Raw genomic sequence first — 14,851 nt, forward strand, 5'->3', positions numbered from 1 at the left:
TCATGTCTCCTGCGTCAGGAATCCCCCCTGCCAGACTGCAGGACCTGCCTCCGAAATGGGCGCATTTCTGCCTCCATACCGAAAACTTTCTTCACGACGAACTCGGATACGACCTTCAGGGGCGTTCCGTTGTCGTCGCGTTTTCCGGAGGCATCGACTCCACGGCCCTGCTGCTGGTTCTCAAGTACCTCTGCGCAAAAAACAATGCCGTGCTGACTGCCGCGCATCTCGACCACGCCATCCGGCCGGAGTCCGGCGAGGATGCGGCATGGGCAGAACAATTCTGCAAGGATGCGAACATCCGCTTCACCAAGATCAGACGGGACATCCCGGCTCTGGCCCGGGAACAGGGCGTCGGGCTTGAGGAAGCGGGCCGCTTGGCCCGCTATGCCTTTCTGGAGGAAACCCGAATCGCCGCAAAGGCGGACGCAATATTTCTCGGCCACCATCTCGACGACCTGTGCGAAGACATGCTCATGCGCCTTTCGCGCGGCACCGGCTGGCCCGGGTTGGCGGGCATGCCCGGAATCGACAATGATCGCCACCTTGTCCGCCCCTTCCTGCTCACGCCCAAGGCCAGATTGCAGGCATTCCTCGAAGCCCTGTCCATTCAGTGGCGCGAGGACGCGACCAACGCGGATACGGACTGCACCCGCAACCGGATACGCCACGAGATTCTCCCTCTGTTCCTGCGAGAAAATCCGAATTTCCCGGAATCCGTGGCCCGACTCTGGCGCGTGGGGCGTATTGACGAGGACTACTGGACCACGGCTTGTGAAATACGCGAAGAGCTTATCCCAGCCGAAACCCTGAACAAGGCGCACAAGGCGCTTCGCCTGCGGCTGTACAAGGCCGGGCTGGACCATCTAGGGCCGGGACAGGCCCTTGCAGACACCCTGTTTCGTCTGGATCAGGCATGGCTGGAGAAAAGAACTGGCGCAATGTTTCAATTTCCCGGGAAAAAAACCGCCAGAATTGCACGCAAAGGCGTGGTTTTCCGGCACACCCATTGACTTCCGGCTTGAGCCGGGATAATAGCATGTGATCTTTTGCACAATGTTAGGAGGAGATTCATGAATATTCTGATTTTCGGCCCCAACGGCTCCGGTAAAGGCACCCAGGGCAACCTGGTCAAAGACAAGTATTCCCTGGACCACATCGAATCCGGTGCCATCTTCCGCAAACACATTGGCGGCGGAACCGAACTCGGTCTGAAGGCCAAGGAATACATCAACAAGGGCGAACTCGTTCCTGACGACATCACCATTCCCATGGTTCTCGACGTGCTCTCCGGCTCCACCAACGGCTGGCTGCTCGACGGCTTTCCCCGTTCCCTGGTCCAGGGCGAAAAGCTCTGGGAAGCCCTGCAGAAGGACGGCGTGAAGCTGGACTACGTGATCGAAATCAAGTTGCCCCGCGAGATCGCCAAGGCCCGCATCATGGGTCGCCGCCTGTGCGAAAACAACGCCAACCACCCCAACAACATCGGCATCCCGGCCATCGCTCCCGACGGTGACAAGTGCCGTGTCTGTGGCGGTGCCCTGTCCGCTCGCGACGACGATCAGGACGAGGAAGCCATCAACAAGCGCCACAACATCTACTACGATGAAACCACCGGCACCATGGCTGCCTGCAACTTCTACAAGAACATGAAGGATGGCGGCTTCAAATACATCCAGCTCGACGGCGAACAGTCCATCAACGAGATCAAGGACTACCTGATCAGCCAGCTCGCCTAAGCTTCGCATTTGCAAGAACATGCAAGGCCCGACCGGAAATCATCCGGCCGGGCCTTTTCCTTGAAGATGCGACCTCCATACACCAACAGCCTCTGGGCGGTGTTGACGATTCGGAAAATCCAACCTCTTTTCCGAGTAGCAAACGCCGATTGGACACAAAAAAAAGGGGAAGGATTTTTGATCCTTCCCTTTTTTTTTGAATGCAGATTTCGAAGCTATGCGGCTTCAACCTCTCCTTCGCCGACATGGGAGCCGGGACCGAACCCGAGCAGAATCGGGCTGGCCACAAAGACGGAGGAATAGGTACCCACCACGATGCCGATGAGCAGAGCCAAGGCAAAGTCATGGATGACGCCACCGCCCAGCACGAACAGGCAGAACACCACGAGAAGAGTGGTGATCGAGGTCATGAGTGTACGGGACAGGGTCTGGTTGACACTCTTGTTGATGGTGTCGCCGAAGTAGGTTCCGCTCTTGGCCGCGATATTGTTTTCGCGGATGCGGTCGAACACGATGATGGTATCGTTCAGCGAATAACCCACAATGGTCAGCAAAGCGGCAATGATGGTCAGGTCGAATTCCTTTCCGAGAATGGAAAAGATGCCCACGGTGATGATCACGTCGTGGATCAGGGCGACCACCGCGCCCAGCGCATAATTGAGCTTCAGGTACCAGCACAGGCCCAGAGTGAGGACCAGAGCGGAGATGATGAGCCACCCCATGTCCAACCCGGTCAGGCCGATGCCGTAGATGCCACCTGCAAGGGCCGCTGCCATGATTCCGGCTGCGGTCCAGCGCTGCTCGAAACGACCGGAGATGTAAACGGCGATGAGCAGCACGGCATAGAACAGCGCTTCAAGCGCCTTGGCGCGAAGATCCGCTCCCACCTTGGGGCCGACCATTTCCAGACGCTGAATCTCGAAAGTCCGATCCTTGAGGTTGGCGGCGAGGCTCCGGTCAATGCCGTCACGCACCGCCTGGGACGAAATGTCCGAAGAGGAGGTACGGATCATGTATTCATGGTCATCCTCAAGGCCCAAAGTCTGGACGGTCAGGCCGGGAAGGTTCAGTTCCTTCATGGCCCCCTTGAGGTCGGTAACATCGGTTGCCTTGTCCAGCTTGATCTGCACGATCATGCCGCCCGCAAAGTCGATGCCGTACTTGGGGCCGCCCTTGGCGAGCAGCGACCCGATTCCGGCCAGAATCACGATCGCGGAAATGATGAAGGCGATTTTCCTGAAACCGATGAAATCGATATGGGTATCAGGCTTGATTATTTGCAGTCCCATAGGAACTTCCCCCTAAATGTTCAGCTTGGCGCGGTCGGCGCGGTTTCTGGTGTACAGATCGAACATGATGCGCGACACGAAGATGGCCGTGAACATCGACGTCAGAATACCCAGAGTCAGGGTGACGGCAAAGCCGCGCACCGGGCCGGTGCCGAACTGATACAGAATGATGGCCGCGATGATGGTGGTCACGTTGGCGTCCAGAATGGTCAAAGTCGCCCTGCCATATCCTTCGGTAACCGCAGCGCCCGCAGTCAGCCCACGTCGCAATTCCTCGCGAATGCGCTCGAAGATGATGACGTTGGCGTCCACGGCCATGCCGATCGTCAGAATGATGCCTGCGATGCCCGGCAGGGTCAGGGTCGCGCCGAACGCGGCCAGACCGGCCATGATGAGCATGATGTTCAGGACCAGCACGATATCCGCGACCAGGCCGCCAATGCCGTAGTAGATGCCCATGAAGACCAGCACCAGAGCCAGACCGATCACGGCGGAAGTCACACCCTTGTCGATGGACTCCTGACCAAGGGACGGCCCCACGGTGCGCTGTTCCAGAATGTCGATGGGCGCAGGCAGGGAACCGGCGCGCAGCACGATGGCCAGATCAGTGGCCTCTTCCTTGTCGAAGGAGCCGGTGATGCTGGCGCGGCCGCCCGCAATCTTCTCCTGAATGACGGGAGCGGAATACACCTTGCCATCCAGTACGATGGCCATGCGCTTGTTCACGTTCTCGCCGGTCAGGCGCGCAAAAATGGTGCCCCCGCGAGTGTTGAAATTCAGGGCGACGTACGGAGTATTGAACTGATCGAACCGCACCTGGGCATCCTTGATGTACTCACCGGTGAGCACGGCGTCCTTTTTCAGGACGATGGGCGTCTCGGTGTAGGACCCGTCAGGCTTGCGATGCAGCAACACGGTCAGTTCGCGACCCGGGGCAACAGCCCCTTTCTTGGCCGTCTCCACATCCGCGCCTTCATCCACCATCTTGAATTCCAGATGCGCGGTGCGACCAATGATCTTGATGGCGCGCTCCGGGTCCTGAAGACCGGGCAACTGCACCTGAATGCGATTGCCGGCCTGCTTGCGAATGTCCGGCTCGGCAACGCCGAACTGGTCAATGCGGTTGCGGATGGTCTTGACGGCCTGATCCAGAGTCAGCTTGGTCAGATACTTCCTGTACTGCGGAGTCAGGGAAAGGATGTATTCGACCTTGCCGTTTTCCCCGGGCTCCGTGGCATCCACACTCAGCGAATCAAACTGCTTGAGGATACCCTTGAACTTGTCCTTCTGCTCGCCCTTGAGCAGAACAACCCGAATCTTGTCTTCGCCCAGGACTCTGGGGCGAAGCACGAAAACCTGCTCTTCAGCAGCCGAGGCCTTGAGGTCGTCCCCGAGGCGGGCGAGATTGTTCTTCATGGCCGTATCCATGTCGACCCCGAGGGTCAAATGGATGCCGCCCTTGAGATCGAGCCCCAGGTTGATCGCGTCGCCGGGCAGCAACTTGGCGAGCGAGGTTCCCTGGATGCCCGGTATCGAGGGCAGCATGTACGCCAGCCCGAGGACCAGGACCAGGAGGGTGACGATGATTCTCCAACGCAGACTCTGCATGAAAACTCCCTATAATGCGAACGGGTTGCGATGTGTGAAGGCATAACAGCCAAACACAAGGCGGACCGGGCCACGAAAATCGTGGTCCGGTCCGCATACAAGCCCTTATACCAGGCCGTACAGCCTGCTACTTGTCCTTTTTGTTGTCATTCTGACGGTCCAGATCGGCAACGAAACCACGTTTGATGACCACATTGACGCCCTGAGCGATTTCCACGGTCATATTGTCACCGTCGATATCGGAAATGGTGCCGAGGATGCCGCCATTGGTCCAGACCTTGTCACCCTTCTTCAGGCTGTCGAGCATGGCGCGATGCTGCTTCTGCTTCTTCTGCTGCGGGCGGATGAGCAGAAAATAGAAAATCGCGAACAGCAGGATCAGAGGCAGAAAAGCCTGAAACATGCCGGCGGGACCCTGGGCCTGAGCGCCATTGGGAGCGGCTCCCATGGCATAGGCGACCGATTCGAATAACATACTTCCTCCACGGGGATATGGTTGTTTTGCCGTCGGCTTCTCTTACGCTGGAACGTACAGATTTCCGTACGGCCGATGCGAAAACGGGCGAATTTTGACGAAGTTTTCGCTCAAAATTTCCTTGGTGTCCAGCTTCAACTCCTTGGCGAAATCCGCAACCAGCGATTCGATGACCTTCAGATCCTCGGAATCCACGGGTTGAGCGTGCAGGCCGGGACCGAGCTGCTGCTCGGGCACTTCGCCCCGCACGTAGATCACGCCACCGTGCATGCCCGTGCCAAGACTTCGTCCCGCAACAGGCGCATCAGGCTTACCAGAAAACATCCCCAGAAGCAAAATAATTCCACCAGCCATATATTCGCCGAGGAAATCCCCGGCCTTGCCCCCGACCACGATGACCGGGTTCTGATCCATGTAGGCTTTCATATGAATTCCGACACGATAGCCGACATCGCCCTTGACGTATATCCGGCCGCCACGCATGGCATAACCAAGCACGTCCCCGGCCAGACCATCCACCACGATCCTGCCGTCGTCCATGGTGTTGCCAACGCCGTCCTGAGCGTTGTTGTTCACCCGCACATGCGGGCCACGCATGAATGCGCCAAGATCCTGTCCCGGAACTCCGTACACGTCGAAACGGAAATCCCCGTCCATGGCCGTGGCAATATACCGCTGCCCGTTCACGTCCTTGAGAATGAAATCCGTCACGCCGTCTCGGGCAAGCTCCCGGATTTGCTCGTTGAACTGCTTGTAATAGGTGCGCCCGGCGCTCAAGGTCCGCTGTTTTCTCCTGCTCGGCATTCCCTACTCCTCGATATCCACGATAACTGGTTCGCCAGCCTTGGGCATCCATACCCGGTCCAGATCAGGACACACGTCGCGCACTGCGGATTCCTCGCTGGACATGAACACCATGTCGTCCTTTTCCGCCACCAGCAGAGGCCGAAGCTTGATCCTGTCGTTCAGCCCCATGAGCCGGTTGTTGTCCGCAACCAGAATGGCGAACGGACCGTTGAGCATGGCCGGACCGTAGGTGGCGCGCAGAGCCGTGTACAATTCACGCTCCCTTTCCGGCATGCGTTCGATCTCGTCCCAGAACGGCGGGGCAAAGACCTTGGCAGCCATGTCCCAGCTCAGACCGTGCTTGCGGATGAGCAGGTCCAGTTCGTAGGCCACGACCTCGGTATCGGTCATGAGCGTGCAGAGATAGTCATGCTCGCACAGATAGCGACGGTTGATGCCGTAGGAGGAAATCTCGCCGTTGTGCACGATGGACCAGTTCAGGATGGTGAAGGGATGCGCCCCGCCCCACCAGCCGGGCGTATTGGTGGGAAACCGGTTGTGTCCGGTCCAGATGTATGCCTTGTACTCGTCCAGACGAAAGAAGTCCGCGATATCCTCGGGAAAGCCCACGCCCTTGAATGCCCCCATGTTCTTGCCGCTGGAAAACACGAACGCGCCCGGCACATGGGTGTTGATCTTCATGACCACGGCAACCATGTAGTCTTCCTCGGGCAGCTCCGCGAATTCCCCCACGGGCCGTTCCGGCACGCTCACGAAATAGCGGTTCACGATGGGCGGATTCGTGATGGCCAGCGTCTTGCGGGTGGGAATCGGCTCGTACTCGTGCAGGTCCAGAAACTCCCGGATCATGCGCTCGGAGCCTTCCACGGCGTTCTTGTCATCGCACATGATGTGCAGGCAGTACTTGTCCGCGAAATCCGGGTAGATGCCGTAGGCCGCGAACCCGCCGCCAAGGCCGTTGCCCCGATCATGCATGCAGGCCATGGCCGAAATGGGCATGTCTCCGGAAATCAGCCCGCGCTTCCTGTGGATGACGCCGAATATTCCGCAACCCGAAATATCCTTTTCAAAGTCGTAGTACCTTGCAGGCGCTTTCATTGTATCCTCGCTCTCTAATCCCGGACTTCGGGATTCCAGGTCTGATCAAAAAAATCCTCGGGCCACAGCAGCACGTCCGGTTCCCCGGCCAGAAGCTGACGCTTGGCCTCCTCGGGCACGGCCATCTGGAACTTGACGAACGCGGTGTACATGCCCGCCATGTCGATATCCCCGACCAGCACGTAGCCCACGAGATGCTCATCCTTGAACACCAATTTGCGGTAGCTCCTCTTTTTCTCGTCCAGAAAAACGGAAACCTCGTAGGATTCGTCCCCCTCGGGCGGATTCACATTGCCCACGGAAATGGTGGGCAGACCGTAGAAGCTGATGGAATTCATGGCCAGACTGCCCGAAAATTCCGTGGGTTCGCCCGCCATGTTCTTGCCCGCGCAAAAGCCCTGATTGTAGGCGTTGGTCCAGATGGGGATCACCCGGTCGTCGCCGAACAGCAGATCGCGCGCCTGAGCCACGTCTCCGGCAGCATACACGTTTTCCGCGCTGGCGCGCATGTGCTCGTCCACCTTGATGCCCCGATCCACGGCAATGCCCGCATCCCGGGCAAGGTCGTAGTTGGGCACCACGCCGATGGCGATGACCACGACTCCGGTCTGGAGAAAGCTGCCATCGGTCAGATGCACGCCGACCACGTTGCCGTCAGCATCGCGCTGAATCTCCTTGGCCGTCACTCCGCATCGAACATTGAGGCCGACCTCCTCCAGACGACCGCCCGCAAGAGCTGCGGCATTCTCGTCAAAGGCAAGACTGAGGATGCGGTCCGACAGTTCGAGAATGGTCACGTCCACTCCCCTGTCAAACAGGGATTCCCCGGCCTTGAGACCGATGAGCCCGCCACCGATGACCACGGCGCGCTTCATGTCCCTGGCCTTGGCAATCAGGGTCTGAGCATGTTCCAGATTGGTGAAGTTGTACACGCCGGGACCGTCCGAACCGGGAATGGGCGGAGTGAACGGATTGCCCCCCGTGGCAACAAGCAGATTCTCGTAGGCAATGACCTCGCCGGAATCCGTGGTTACGGTACGGGCCTTCGTATCAATGCCCGATACCTTTGTTCCCAGTTTCAGGGTCACGTTGCATTTGTCATAGAATTCCGCCGGACGCAGGGCCAGACGGTCCGGGCCGATCTTTCCGGCCAGCAGGTAGGAAATCAGGGGACGGCCATATGCCGGGGATTTTTCCGCGCCGATGACAAGGATTTCATTCTCCCTGTCCACCCTGCGGATGCCCTCGATGGCCCCGATGGAGGCGATGCCGTTACCGATGATGACGTATTTCATTGAAGACCTCGGCTTTGTGGGATGGCGAACCAGCAGTTACCGTTCCTCGAATTTCAGGGCCTGATTGGGACAGGCGGCCACGCAGGCCGGGCCTTCCTCCCTGTCCGCGCACAGGTCGCACTTGACGATCCTGTTTTCCGTGGGATGTCTGCGAATCGCGCCGTACGGGCACGCCATGAGGCAGGACCAGCAGCCCACGCACTTGTCGCGGTTGTAGACCGTGCGTCCGGTCTCCGGATCCTTTTGCAGGCCGCCGGAGATGCAGGCCGCAACACAGGAAGGCTCGTCACAATGACGGCAGCTGATGGCCACGCTCACCGTGCCCTTTTCGAACACGCGCTTGCAGGGCGACAGTCCGTCGCGGGCGCGCTCCTCGGTATAGGCAATGATCAGATCCTTGCTTTCGGAATGTGCGGTCAGGCACGCCAGTTCGCAAAGGTGACAGCCGATGCAGTAATCCTTGTCCGGGTAGACTCTCTTCATATCGTCCTCCGTCTACCGCCCGGCATGCTTCACGCCGAGGATATCCATTTCCGTGTCGGAAAGTCCGACAGCCCGCAGCTTGTCGCGGTTGCCGCGCAGGCTCTCGATGGAGTTCAGGCCCATGCCGCCAAGCATTTCCTCGATCTCGTGACCCCATGCCCGGACCAGATTGGCCATCTTCTTGGCCGCGATGTCCGGGTTCTGACGCTTGGCGAGCCGGGGATCATTGGTGGCGATTCCCCACGGACACTTGCCCGTGTAGCAGCGGCCGCACAGGGTGCAGCCCACAGCCAGCAGCGCGGCAGTACCGATGTACACGGCGTCCGCGCCCAGAGCTATGGCCTTGGTCGCGTCCGCGGAACAGCGGATGCCGCCCGCAGCCACGATGCTGGCCTGATGCCGGATGCCCTCGTCACGCAGACGCTGGTCGACCGAAGCAATGGCCAGTTCAATGGGAATGCCCACGTTGTCGCGGATCATGGCCGGAGCCGCGCCGGTTCCGCCACGCATGCCGTCGATGGCAATGATGTCTGCCCCGGCCCGGGCAATGCCCGAGGCAATGGCGGCCACGTTGTGCACAGCCGCGATCTTCACGGACACGGGCACGCGGTATTCCGAGGCCTCCTTGAGCGCATAGATGAGCTGAAGCAGGTCCTCGATGGAATAGATGTCGTGATGCGGAGCCGGGGAAATCGCATCGGAGCCAATGGGCACCATACGGGTTTCCGAAACCATGTCGTTGATCTTCTCGCCCGGCAGATGGCCACCGATGCCCGGTTTGGCTCCCTGCCCGACCTTGATCTCGATGCCGCCACCCGCGTTCAGGTAGTCGAGATGCACGCCGAACCTGCCCGAAGCCACCTGCACGATGGTATTCTTCCCGTACTTGTACAGGGATTTGTGCAGACCGCCCTCGCCCGTGTTGTACATGATGCCGAGTTCGGAAGCGGCCCGGGCCATGGCGCGATGCAGGTTGAAATTGATGGACCCGAAGCTCATGGCCGAGAACATGATGGGATACTTGAGCTCTATCTGCGGGGTCAGCTTCGTGACCAGTTCGGGCCTGCCCTTCTTGACCACGATCTCCAGCCGTTTGGGCTTGGCGCCGAGAAAGGTCTTCAGCTCCATGGGCTCGCGCAGCGGGTCGATGGACGGATTCGTGACCTGGCTTGCATCCAGCAGCAGCTTGTCCCAGTAGACGGGGATGTCCACCGGCGATCCCATGCCCGCGAGCAGCACGCCGCCCGTGTCGGCCTGCTTGTACACGTTCTGGATGAAATGCGGCTTCCAGTTCTGATTGGGCCGGAACTCGGACGGCTTGGTCCGGATGTGCAACGCAGCCGTGGGGCACAGGGCCTCGCAGCGGTGACATCCCACGCACTTGGAATTGTCGTGCATGACCCTTTGCCGAGCCTCGTCCCAGTAATGGGCCTCGTAGGAACATTGACGCACGCAGACCTTGCAGTTGATGCACAGGTCCTTGTCACGATCAATGTGAAACTCGTGATAGTTCTTGTTGATGGGCTGGAACAGCAAGGCGTGTATCCTCTTTTCTTTAGGTTTGCCAAAAAAGTCATCACTCTTTTTGACGACCCAAACGACACCTATTGATTTTCACAAAAAAGGAAAATCTTGTATTTAACAGGAGAAAACAGAAAACCATATTGCACGTCAAAATGTCAACAACTCTGTTAACAGCTTGTTTTAAAATATTTTATTTTCTCAAAAAATATTGTCAAAATGCTTTCAATCAAGCTTTTTCGCATTATTCCTCCTTCGCATTCATGCTATAAATACTGTGTTTCAAACTGGTTACATCAAAATACCCAAGAGTATCCATGGAATGGAAACACAGGGCATCCAGAACGTATTTTCGTTTTATAATCTTTTCAGCCCGGAAAAAATGTTTTGCGCACCTCTTTTTTGCCAAAACTTGACTTTTCCCGGCCTCCACCCTAGTGACTGTCTTATGAATACCACCTGTCAGGCCTGTACGGCCAATTATTTCTTTTTCCGTTTTTTCCGTTTTACCCACGCCTGTGGCCGGGGGATGGTTGGTATTCGCTGAAAAAACAACACAGTAACAACCAAAGGGCCGCAGGCATCACGCCGGCGGCCCTTTCCTTTTGCCGTCCGGACGCCTGCCCCGCAACAGGGAAGGAGCAAAAACATGATGGGATTCGAAAGCGTGGAGATAGCCACGGCATTCTGGCTGTGTCTGGCAGCGACGGCACTCTGCGTCGCCTACGGAATCAGGAACTGGAACAATTCGGGCAGAAATGAAACCGGCCCGAGCAAACGCGGAGGCTGATCATGACAGGTAAAGTCATCGGCATTCTCCTCTACCTTGGCGTCATATTCCATCTCGGCTACAAGGCATGGCGTCAAACCCGGCAGTCCACGGACTACATGCTGGCAGGCCGGGAAATGAATCCGTTCATCATGGCCATGAGCTACGGCGCGACATTCGTGTCCACCTCGGCCATCATCGGATTCGGCGGCGTGGCCGGACTGTTCGGCTTTTCCCTGCTCTGGCTGACCTTTCTCACCATCTTTGTCGGCGTGTTCATCGCCATGGTCTTTTTCGGCAAACGCACTCGACGCATGGGACTCGCCCTGAACAGCCACACCTTCCCCGAACTGCTCGGCAAACGCTATTCCTCGCGCTTCATCCAGCAGTTTTCCGGCATCGTCATCTTCCTGTTCATCCCGGTATACGCCGCAGCCGTGCTCATCGGCATCTGCCGCATGCTGGAAGTGGCGATCCCGGCAGTGTCCTACGGCTCATGGCTCATCGTGGTCACCGGCATCGTGGCCATGTACGTGGTCATGGGCGGCCTCAAGGCCGTAATGTACACGGACTCGTTTCAGGGAACCATCATGGCGGCCATGATGGTCATCCTGCTCGTTTCCACCTACACCATGCTCGGCGGCGTGACCGAAGCACACCAGACATTGACGGACATGGCCGCACTCATGCCGGAAAAACTCAGACTGGGCGGCAACACGAGCTGGACCGAGGGACCACGGGCAAACTCGCCCATCGGGCTGACCATCTACACTACCATTATATATGGCGTGGGCATCGGCGTATTGGCCCAGCCCCAGCTTGCCATCCGGTACATGACCGTGCCGTCCGACCGGGAACTGAACCGTGCCGTGGCCATCGGAGGCGTGTTCATCCTGCTCATGACCGGCGTGGCCTTCAGCGTCGGTGCACTCTCCAACGCTGTATTCTTCAAGGAATTCGGCAAAATCTCCATTGCCATGGCCGAAGGCAACTTCGACAGGATCATCCCGATCTACATTGACAGGATCATGCCCGGCTGGTTCTCGGGCCTGTTTCTCGTGGCCATGTTCGCGGCAGCCATGTCCACCATGAGCTCCCAATATCATGTGGGTGGCACATCACTGGCGCGCGACTTCTTCGAGCAGTACCTTTCGGCCCGGGACGAGCGCGCTTCCATGAAGATCAATCAGATCGGAGTCACGGCCACGGTCGTCATGACGCTGGTCTGGGCATGGCTCCTGCCCGGCAACATCATTGCCCGGGCCACGGCCTTCTTCTTCGGTCTGTGTGCGGCCTCGTTCCTGCCCGCATACGTGCTCGGCCTGTACTGGAAGGGCATGACCAAGGCCGGAGCCAAGGCCTCCATGGTCGGCGGCTTCTGCCTGTCCATGTTCTGGCTGCTCTTCGTGCATCTCAAGGAAGCCGCGTCCATCGGTCTGTGCAAGGCGTTGATCGGCCGCGACACCCTTGTGGCGGATGCGGCCAGGGGCTCATGGCTCTGGCTGCTCCAATGGGTGGACCCCAACGTGGTTGCCCTGCCCGCGTCTCTGTGCCTTGCCGTGGGAGTCAGTCTCGTGACCGGAAAACTGGCGCAGAAGCATCTGCAAACCTGCTGGGAGGGAATCGGATAACCCGCCAGCATTCCCGCAGAAGGGCTCCGGGACACCAGGCATTCCTCTCCCGCCGGATGTTCCGGAGCCTCATGTTTTTCCGTTTCGACACAAGCCGCCATTGACAGCGAAGCGGATAAGGTTGAAAACCAACTTCCTCTGGAAACTCAAGATACATGGATTGATGACATGAAGAAGATCGACGTCAAGGTTAAGTTCCTGCACGAAGTCTGGGAGGAAAACACTCTCGGCTACTCCACCGAGCATTCCGCCGGTCTGGACCTGCGCGCCTGCATCGATGCCGATGAAATCGAAATCGGCCCGGGCGAAAGAGCAGCGATTCCCGCGGGAATCGCCATTGAAATCCGCGAACCCGGCATTGCGGGCTTTCTCTATTCCCGCAGCGGTCTGGGCACAAAGGAAGGCCTGACCGTCAGTCAGGGCGTGGGCGTCATCGATCCCGACTACCGAGGGGAAATCAAGGTGTCCCTGCTGAACACCTCGGGCGAGAAGCGACGAATCACGCGCGGACAGCGCATCGCCCAACTGGTGTTCATGCCCTGCTTCCAGGCGAACATCCTCAGGTCCGAAGAGCTGAACAGCACGGACCGTGGCGCCGGAGGTTTCGGGTCCACAGGCAAACATTAACCCCGAGGCAATTCACGATGAGTCAGAAGTTCGACGAGATGGTAAAGAGGGAAAATTCCGTCATCTGTTCCACATACGGCCGGTATCCCGTGGCCGTTTCCCACGGCAGGGACTGCCGCCTCTATGATCTGGACGGCAACGAATACATCGACTTTCTTGCAGGCATAGCCGTTTGCAGCCTTGGCCACAGCCGGGAAGACCTGGCCGACGTCATGGCGGAACAGGCCCGGAAACTGGTGCATGCCAGCAACCTGTTCTACCAGGCTCCGCAGATCGAACTGGCCGAAAAGCTGGTCGCCACCTGCGGCGCGGACAAGGTTTTCTTCTGCAACTCCGGCGCCGAGGCCAACGAAGGTGCAATCAAGCTTGCCCGCAGATACATGCGCAAGGTGCGCAACGAGGACCGGTACGAGATCATCACCCTTGCCCGGTCCTTTCACGGCCGGACCCTGTCCACGCTCACGGCAACGGGTCAGACCGGCCTGATCAAGGACGGCTTCGAACCGCTGCCGCAGGGCTTCCTCACGGTCCCGTTCAACGACATCGAGGCGCTGCAACAGGCAGTAACCCCGCAGACCGCAGCCATCATGATGGAAATGGTTCAGGGCGAAGGCGGCGTGCGTCCCCTTGAACCGGCCTATGTGAATGCGGTCATGGACATCTGCCGCAAAAACGGCGTGCTCCTGATCGTGGACGAAGTGCAGAGCGGCATGTGCCGGACCGGCAAATTCTGGGCGCACCAGCATTACGGCATCACCCCGGACATATTCACCTCGGCCAAGGCCCTTGCCAACGGCCTGCCCATGGGCGCGGTTCTGGCAACGGACGAAGTCGCCAAGGGCTTTGCCCCGGGCAGCCATGCCACCACATTCGGCGGCGGCGCCCTTGTTTCCGCCGTGGCCTCCAAGGTGCTGGACATCATGAACGAACAGGACATGGCCGAACGCGCCCGCGAAATGGGCGAATTCGTCAAGGCCGAGGCCCTGAAGCTCAAGGAAAGGCACCCCGACAAGATTCAGGGCGTGCGCGGTCTGGGCCTCATGTTCGGCATCGAGCTGTCCGTGGAGGGCAAGCCCGTGTGGAACGGCCTGCTGGAACGCCGGTTCATCTGCAACCTGACCCAGGGCCGCATTCTCAGGCTGGTGCCGCCCCTGACCATCACGCGGGACGACGTGCGCGCCTTCATGGCCGCTCTGGACGACGTGCTTTCCTCACCGGAAGCATAGCAGAAGCACGGACATTGACCCCTTGCCCGGAAACACCTATGTTTGTGGACAAGGAGTTCGCATGAGCGACATAAGCGCCCTTGAACCATTGAGCGAATATGCGCCCAACCGATATGAGGCCAAGCGCGAGGAAATCGAGCCCGCGCGCCAGCTTCCCGATGAGGAAGTTCAGGCGCAGCAGGTCAAGTCGGCCCGCGAGCAGCAGGATTTCCAGACAACGGTTCAGAACTCCCAATATACGGGCAAGGGCGGATTCATCGATCACATGATCTGACCCGCGCCG

At 58.7% G+C, this 14,851-nt stretch carries 15 protein-coding genes; 7 read left to right on the plus strand and 8 right to left on the minus strand.

All coding sequences use genetic code 11. The features are described from left to right. Positions 1-2: 2 nt before the first annotated feature. Both tilS and MPN23_RS04695 read left to right on the plus strand, forming a co-directional pair. Positions 3-1,013 carry a tRNA lysidine(34) synthetase TilS gene (gene tilS / locus MPN23_RS04690; protein ID WP_243546437.1) on the plus strand — a complete coding sequence of 337 codons (1,011 nt, stop codon included), beginning with the start codon at positions 3-5 and terminating at the stop codon, positions 1,011-1,013. Positions 1,014-1,073: 60 nt separating this feature from the next. Then, positions 1,074-1,739 (plus strand): adenylate kinase, encoded by a 666-nt coding sequence (locus MPN23_RS04695; protein WP_243546438.1) that lies wholly within the window; start codon positions 1,074-1,076, stop codon positions 1,737-1,739. Positions 1,740-1,954: 215 nt separating this feature from the next. On the opposite strand, the gene secF is transcribed toward MPN23_RS04695, so the two are convergent. The 8 genes from secF to MPN23_RS04735 form a co-directional block, all read right to left on the minus strand. After that, positions 1,955-3,028 (minus strand): protein translocase subunit SecF, encoded by a 1,074-nt coding sequence (secF, locus tag MPN23_RS04700; RefSeq protein WP_243546439.1) that lies wholly within the window; start codon positions 3,026-3,028, stop codon positions 1,955-1,957. A 12-nt stretch (positions 3,029-3,040) separates the two neighbouring features. Beyond that, positions 3,041-4,636 (minus strand): protein translocase subunit SecD, encoded by a 1,596-nt coding sequence (secD, locus tag MPN23_RS04705; protein WP_243546440.1) that lies wholly within the window; start codon positions 4,634-4,636, stop codon positions 3,041-3,043. Between the two features lie 127 nt (positions 4,637-4,763). Further along, positions 4,764-5,111: a preprotein translocase subunit YajC gene (gene yajC / locus MPN23_RS04710; protein WP_243546441.1), complete on the minus strand. Its 348-nt coding sequence runs from the start codon at positions 5,109-5,111 to the stop codon at positions 4,764-4,766. Between the two features lie 42 nt (positions 5,112-5,153). Then, a complete protein-coding gene (locus tag MPN23_RS04715) occupies positions 5,154-5,915 on the minus strand; it encodes a GltB/FmdC/FwdC-like GXGXG domain-containing protein (RefSeq protein WP_243546442.1) in 762 nt (253 codons plus the stop codon). A 3-nt stretch (positions 5,916-5,918) separates the two neighbouring features. Then, positions 5,919-7,016 (minus strand): class II glutamine amidotransferase, encoded by a 1,098-nt coding sequence (locus MPN23_RS04720; RefSeq protein ID WP_243546443.1) that lies wholly within the window; start codon positions 7,014-7,016, stop codon positions 5,919-5,921. Between the two features lie 14 nt (positions 7,017-7,030). Continuing rightward, positions 7,031-8,311 carry an NAD(P)/FAD-dependent oxidoreductase gene (locus MPN23_RS04725; protein ID WP_243546444.1) on the minus strand — a complete coding sequence of 427 codons (1,281 nt, stop codon included), beginning with the start codon at positions 8,309-8,311 and terminating at the stop codon, positions 7,031-7,033. A 36-nt stretch (positions 8,312-8,347) separates the two neighbouring features. After that, on the minus strand, positions 8,348-8,794 hold the full coding sequence (locus MPN23_RS04730; RefSeq protein WP_243546445.1) for a 4Fe-4S dicluster domain-containing protein: 447 nt from the start codon (positions 8,792-8,794) through the stop codon (positions 8,348-8,350). 12 nt (positions 8,795-8,806) lie between these two features. Next, entirely contained in the window at positions 8,807-10,330 is a 1,524-nt protein-coding gene (locus MPN23_RS04735) for a glutamate synthase-related protein (RefSeq protein WP_243546446.1), read from the minus strand. A 634-nt stretch (positions 10,331-10,964) separates the two neighbouring features. Here MPN23_RS04735 and MPN23_RS04740 point away from each other — a divergent pair. The 5 genes from MPN23_RS04740 to MPN23_RS04760 all read left to right on the plus strand — a co-directional run bounded on the left by MPN23_RS04740 (position 10,965) and on the right by MPN23_RS04760 (position 14,842). Further along, positions 10,965-11,105, plus strand: coding sequence for a symporter small accessory protein (locus MPN23_RS04740; RefSeq protein WP_243546447.1), 141 nt, complete (start codon positions 10,965-10,967; stop codon positions 11,103-11,105). Positions 11,106-11,107: 2 nt separating this feature from the next. After that, a complete protein-coding gene (locus tag MPN23_RS04745) occupies positions 11,108-12,715 on the plus strand; it encodes a sodium:solute symporter family protein (protein WP_243546448.1) in 1,608 nt (535 codons plus the stop codon). Positions 12,716-12,883: 168 nt separating this feature from the next. Continuing rightward, complete coding sequence (gene dut, locus MPN23_RS04750; RefSeq protein WP_243546449.1) at positions 12,884-13,342, plus strand: dUTP diphosphatase; 459 nt, start codon at positions 12,884-12,886, stop codon at positions 13,340-13,342. Between the two features lie 17 nt (positions 13,343-13,359). Continuing rightward, on the plus strand, positions 13,360-14,568 hold the full coding sequence (locus MPN23_RS04755) for an aspartate aminotransferase family protein (RefSeq protein ID WP_243546450.1): 1,209 nt from the start codon (positions 13,360-13,362) through the stop codon (positions 14,566-14,568). Between the two features lie 61 nt (positions 14,569-14,629). Continuing rightward, positions 14,630-14,842, plus strand: coding sequence for a hypothetical protein (locus tag MPN23_RS04760; protein WP_243546451.1), 213 nt, complete (start codon positions 14,630-14,632; stop codon positions 14,840-14,842). Positions 14,843-14,851: the final 9 nt, after the last annotated feature.

This window comes from Pseudodesulfovibrio tunisiensis (genome assembly GCF_022809775.1).
Lineage (GTDB): Bacteria > Desulfobacterota > Desulfovibrionia > Desulfovibrionales > Desulfovibrionaceae > Pseudodesulfovibrio > Pseudodesulfovibrio tunisiensis.

Excerpts from the sequence above, each read along its gene's own strand:
- tilS (WP_243546437.1), top strand. The coding sequence starts at position 3 with ATGTCTCCTGCGTCAGGAATCCCCCCTGCCAGACTGCAGGACCTGCCT.
- MPN23_RS04695 (WP_243546438.1), top strand. The coding sequence starts at position 1,074 with ATGAATATTCTGATTTTCGGCCCCAACGGCTCCGGTAAAGGCACCCAG.
- secF (WP_243546439.1), bottom strand. The coding sequence starts at position 3,028 with ATGGGACTGCAAATAATCAAGCCTGATACCCATATCGATTTCATCGGT.
- secD (WP_243546440.1), bottom strand. The coding sequence starts at position 4,636 with ATGCAGAGTCTGCGTTGGAGAATCATCGTCACCCTCCTGGTCCTGGTC.
- yajC (WP_243546441.1), bottom strand. The coding sequence starts at position 5,111 with ATGTTATTCGAATCGGTCGCCTATGCCATGGGAGCCGCTCCCAATGGC.
- MPN23_RS04715 (WP_243546442.1), bottom strand. The coding sequence starts at position 5,915 with ATGCCGAGCAGGAGAAAACAGCGGACCTTGAGCGCCGGGCGCACCTAT.
- MPN23_RS04720 (WP_243546443.1), bottom strand. The coding sequence starts at position 7,016 with ATGAAAGCGCCTGCAAGGTACTACGACTTTGAAAAGGATATTTCGGGT.
- MPN23_RS04725 (WP_243546444.1), bottom strand. The coding sequence starts at position 8,311 with ATGAAATACGTCATCATCGGTAACGGCATCGCCTCCATCGGGGCCATC.
- MPN23_RS04730 (WP_243546445.1), bottom strand. The coding sequence starts at position 8,794 with ATGAAGAGAGTCTACCCGGACAAGGATTACTGCATCGGCTGTCACCTT.
- MPN23_RS04740 (WP_243546447.1), top strand. The coding sequence starts at position 10,965 with ATGATGGGATTCGAAAGCGTGGAGATAGCCACGGCATTCTGGCTGTGT.
- MPN23_RS04745 (WP_243546448.1), top strand. The coding sequence starts at position 11,108 with ATGACAGGTAAAGTCATCGGCATTCTCCTCTACCTTGGCGTCATATTC.
- dut (WP_243546449.1), top strand. The coding sequence starts at position 12,884 with ATGAAGAAGATCGACGTCAAGGTTAAGTTCCTGCACGAAGTCTGGGAG.
- MPN23_RS04755 (WP_243546450.1), top strand. The coding sequence starts at position 13,360 with ATGAGTCAGAAGTTCGACGAGATGGTAAAGAGGGAAAATTCCGTCATC.
- MPN23_RS04760 (WP_243546451.1), top strand. The coding sequence starts at position 14,630 with ATGAGCGACATAAGCGCCCTTGAACCATTGAGCGAATATGCGCCCAAC.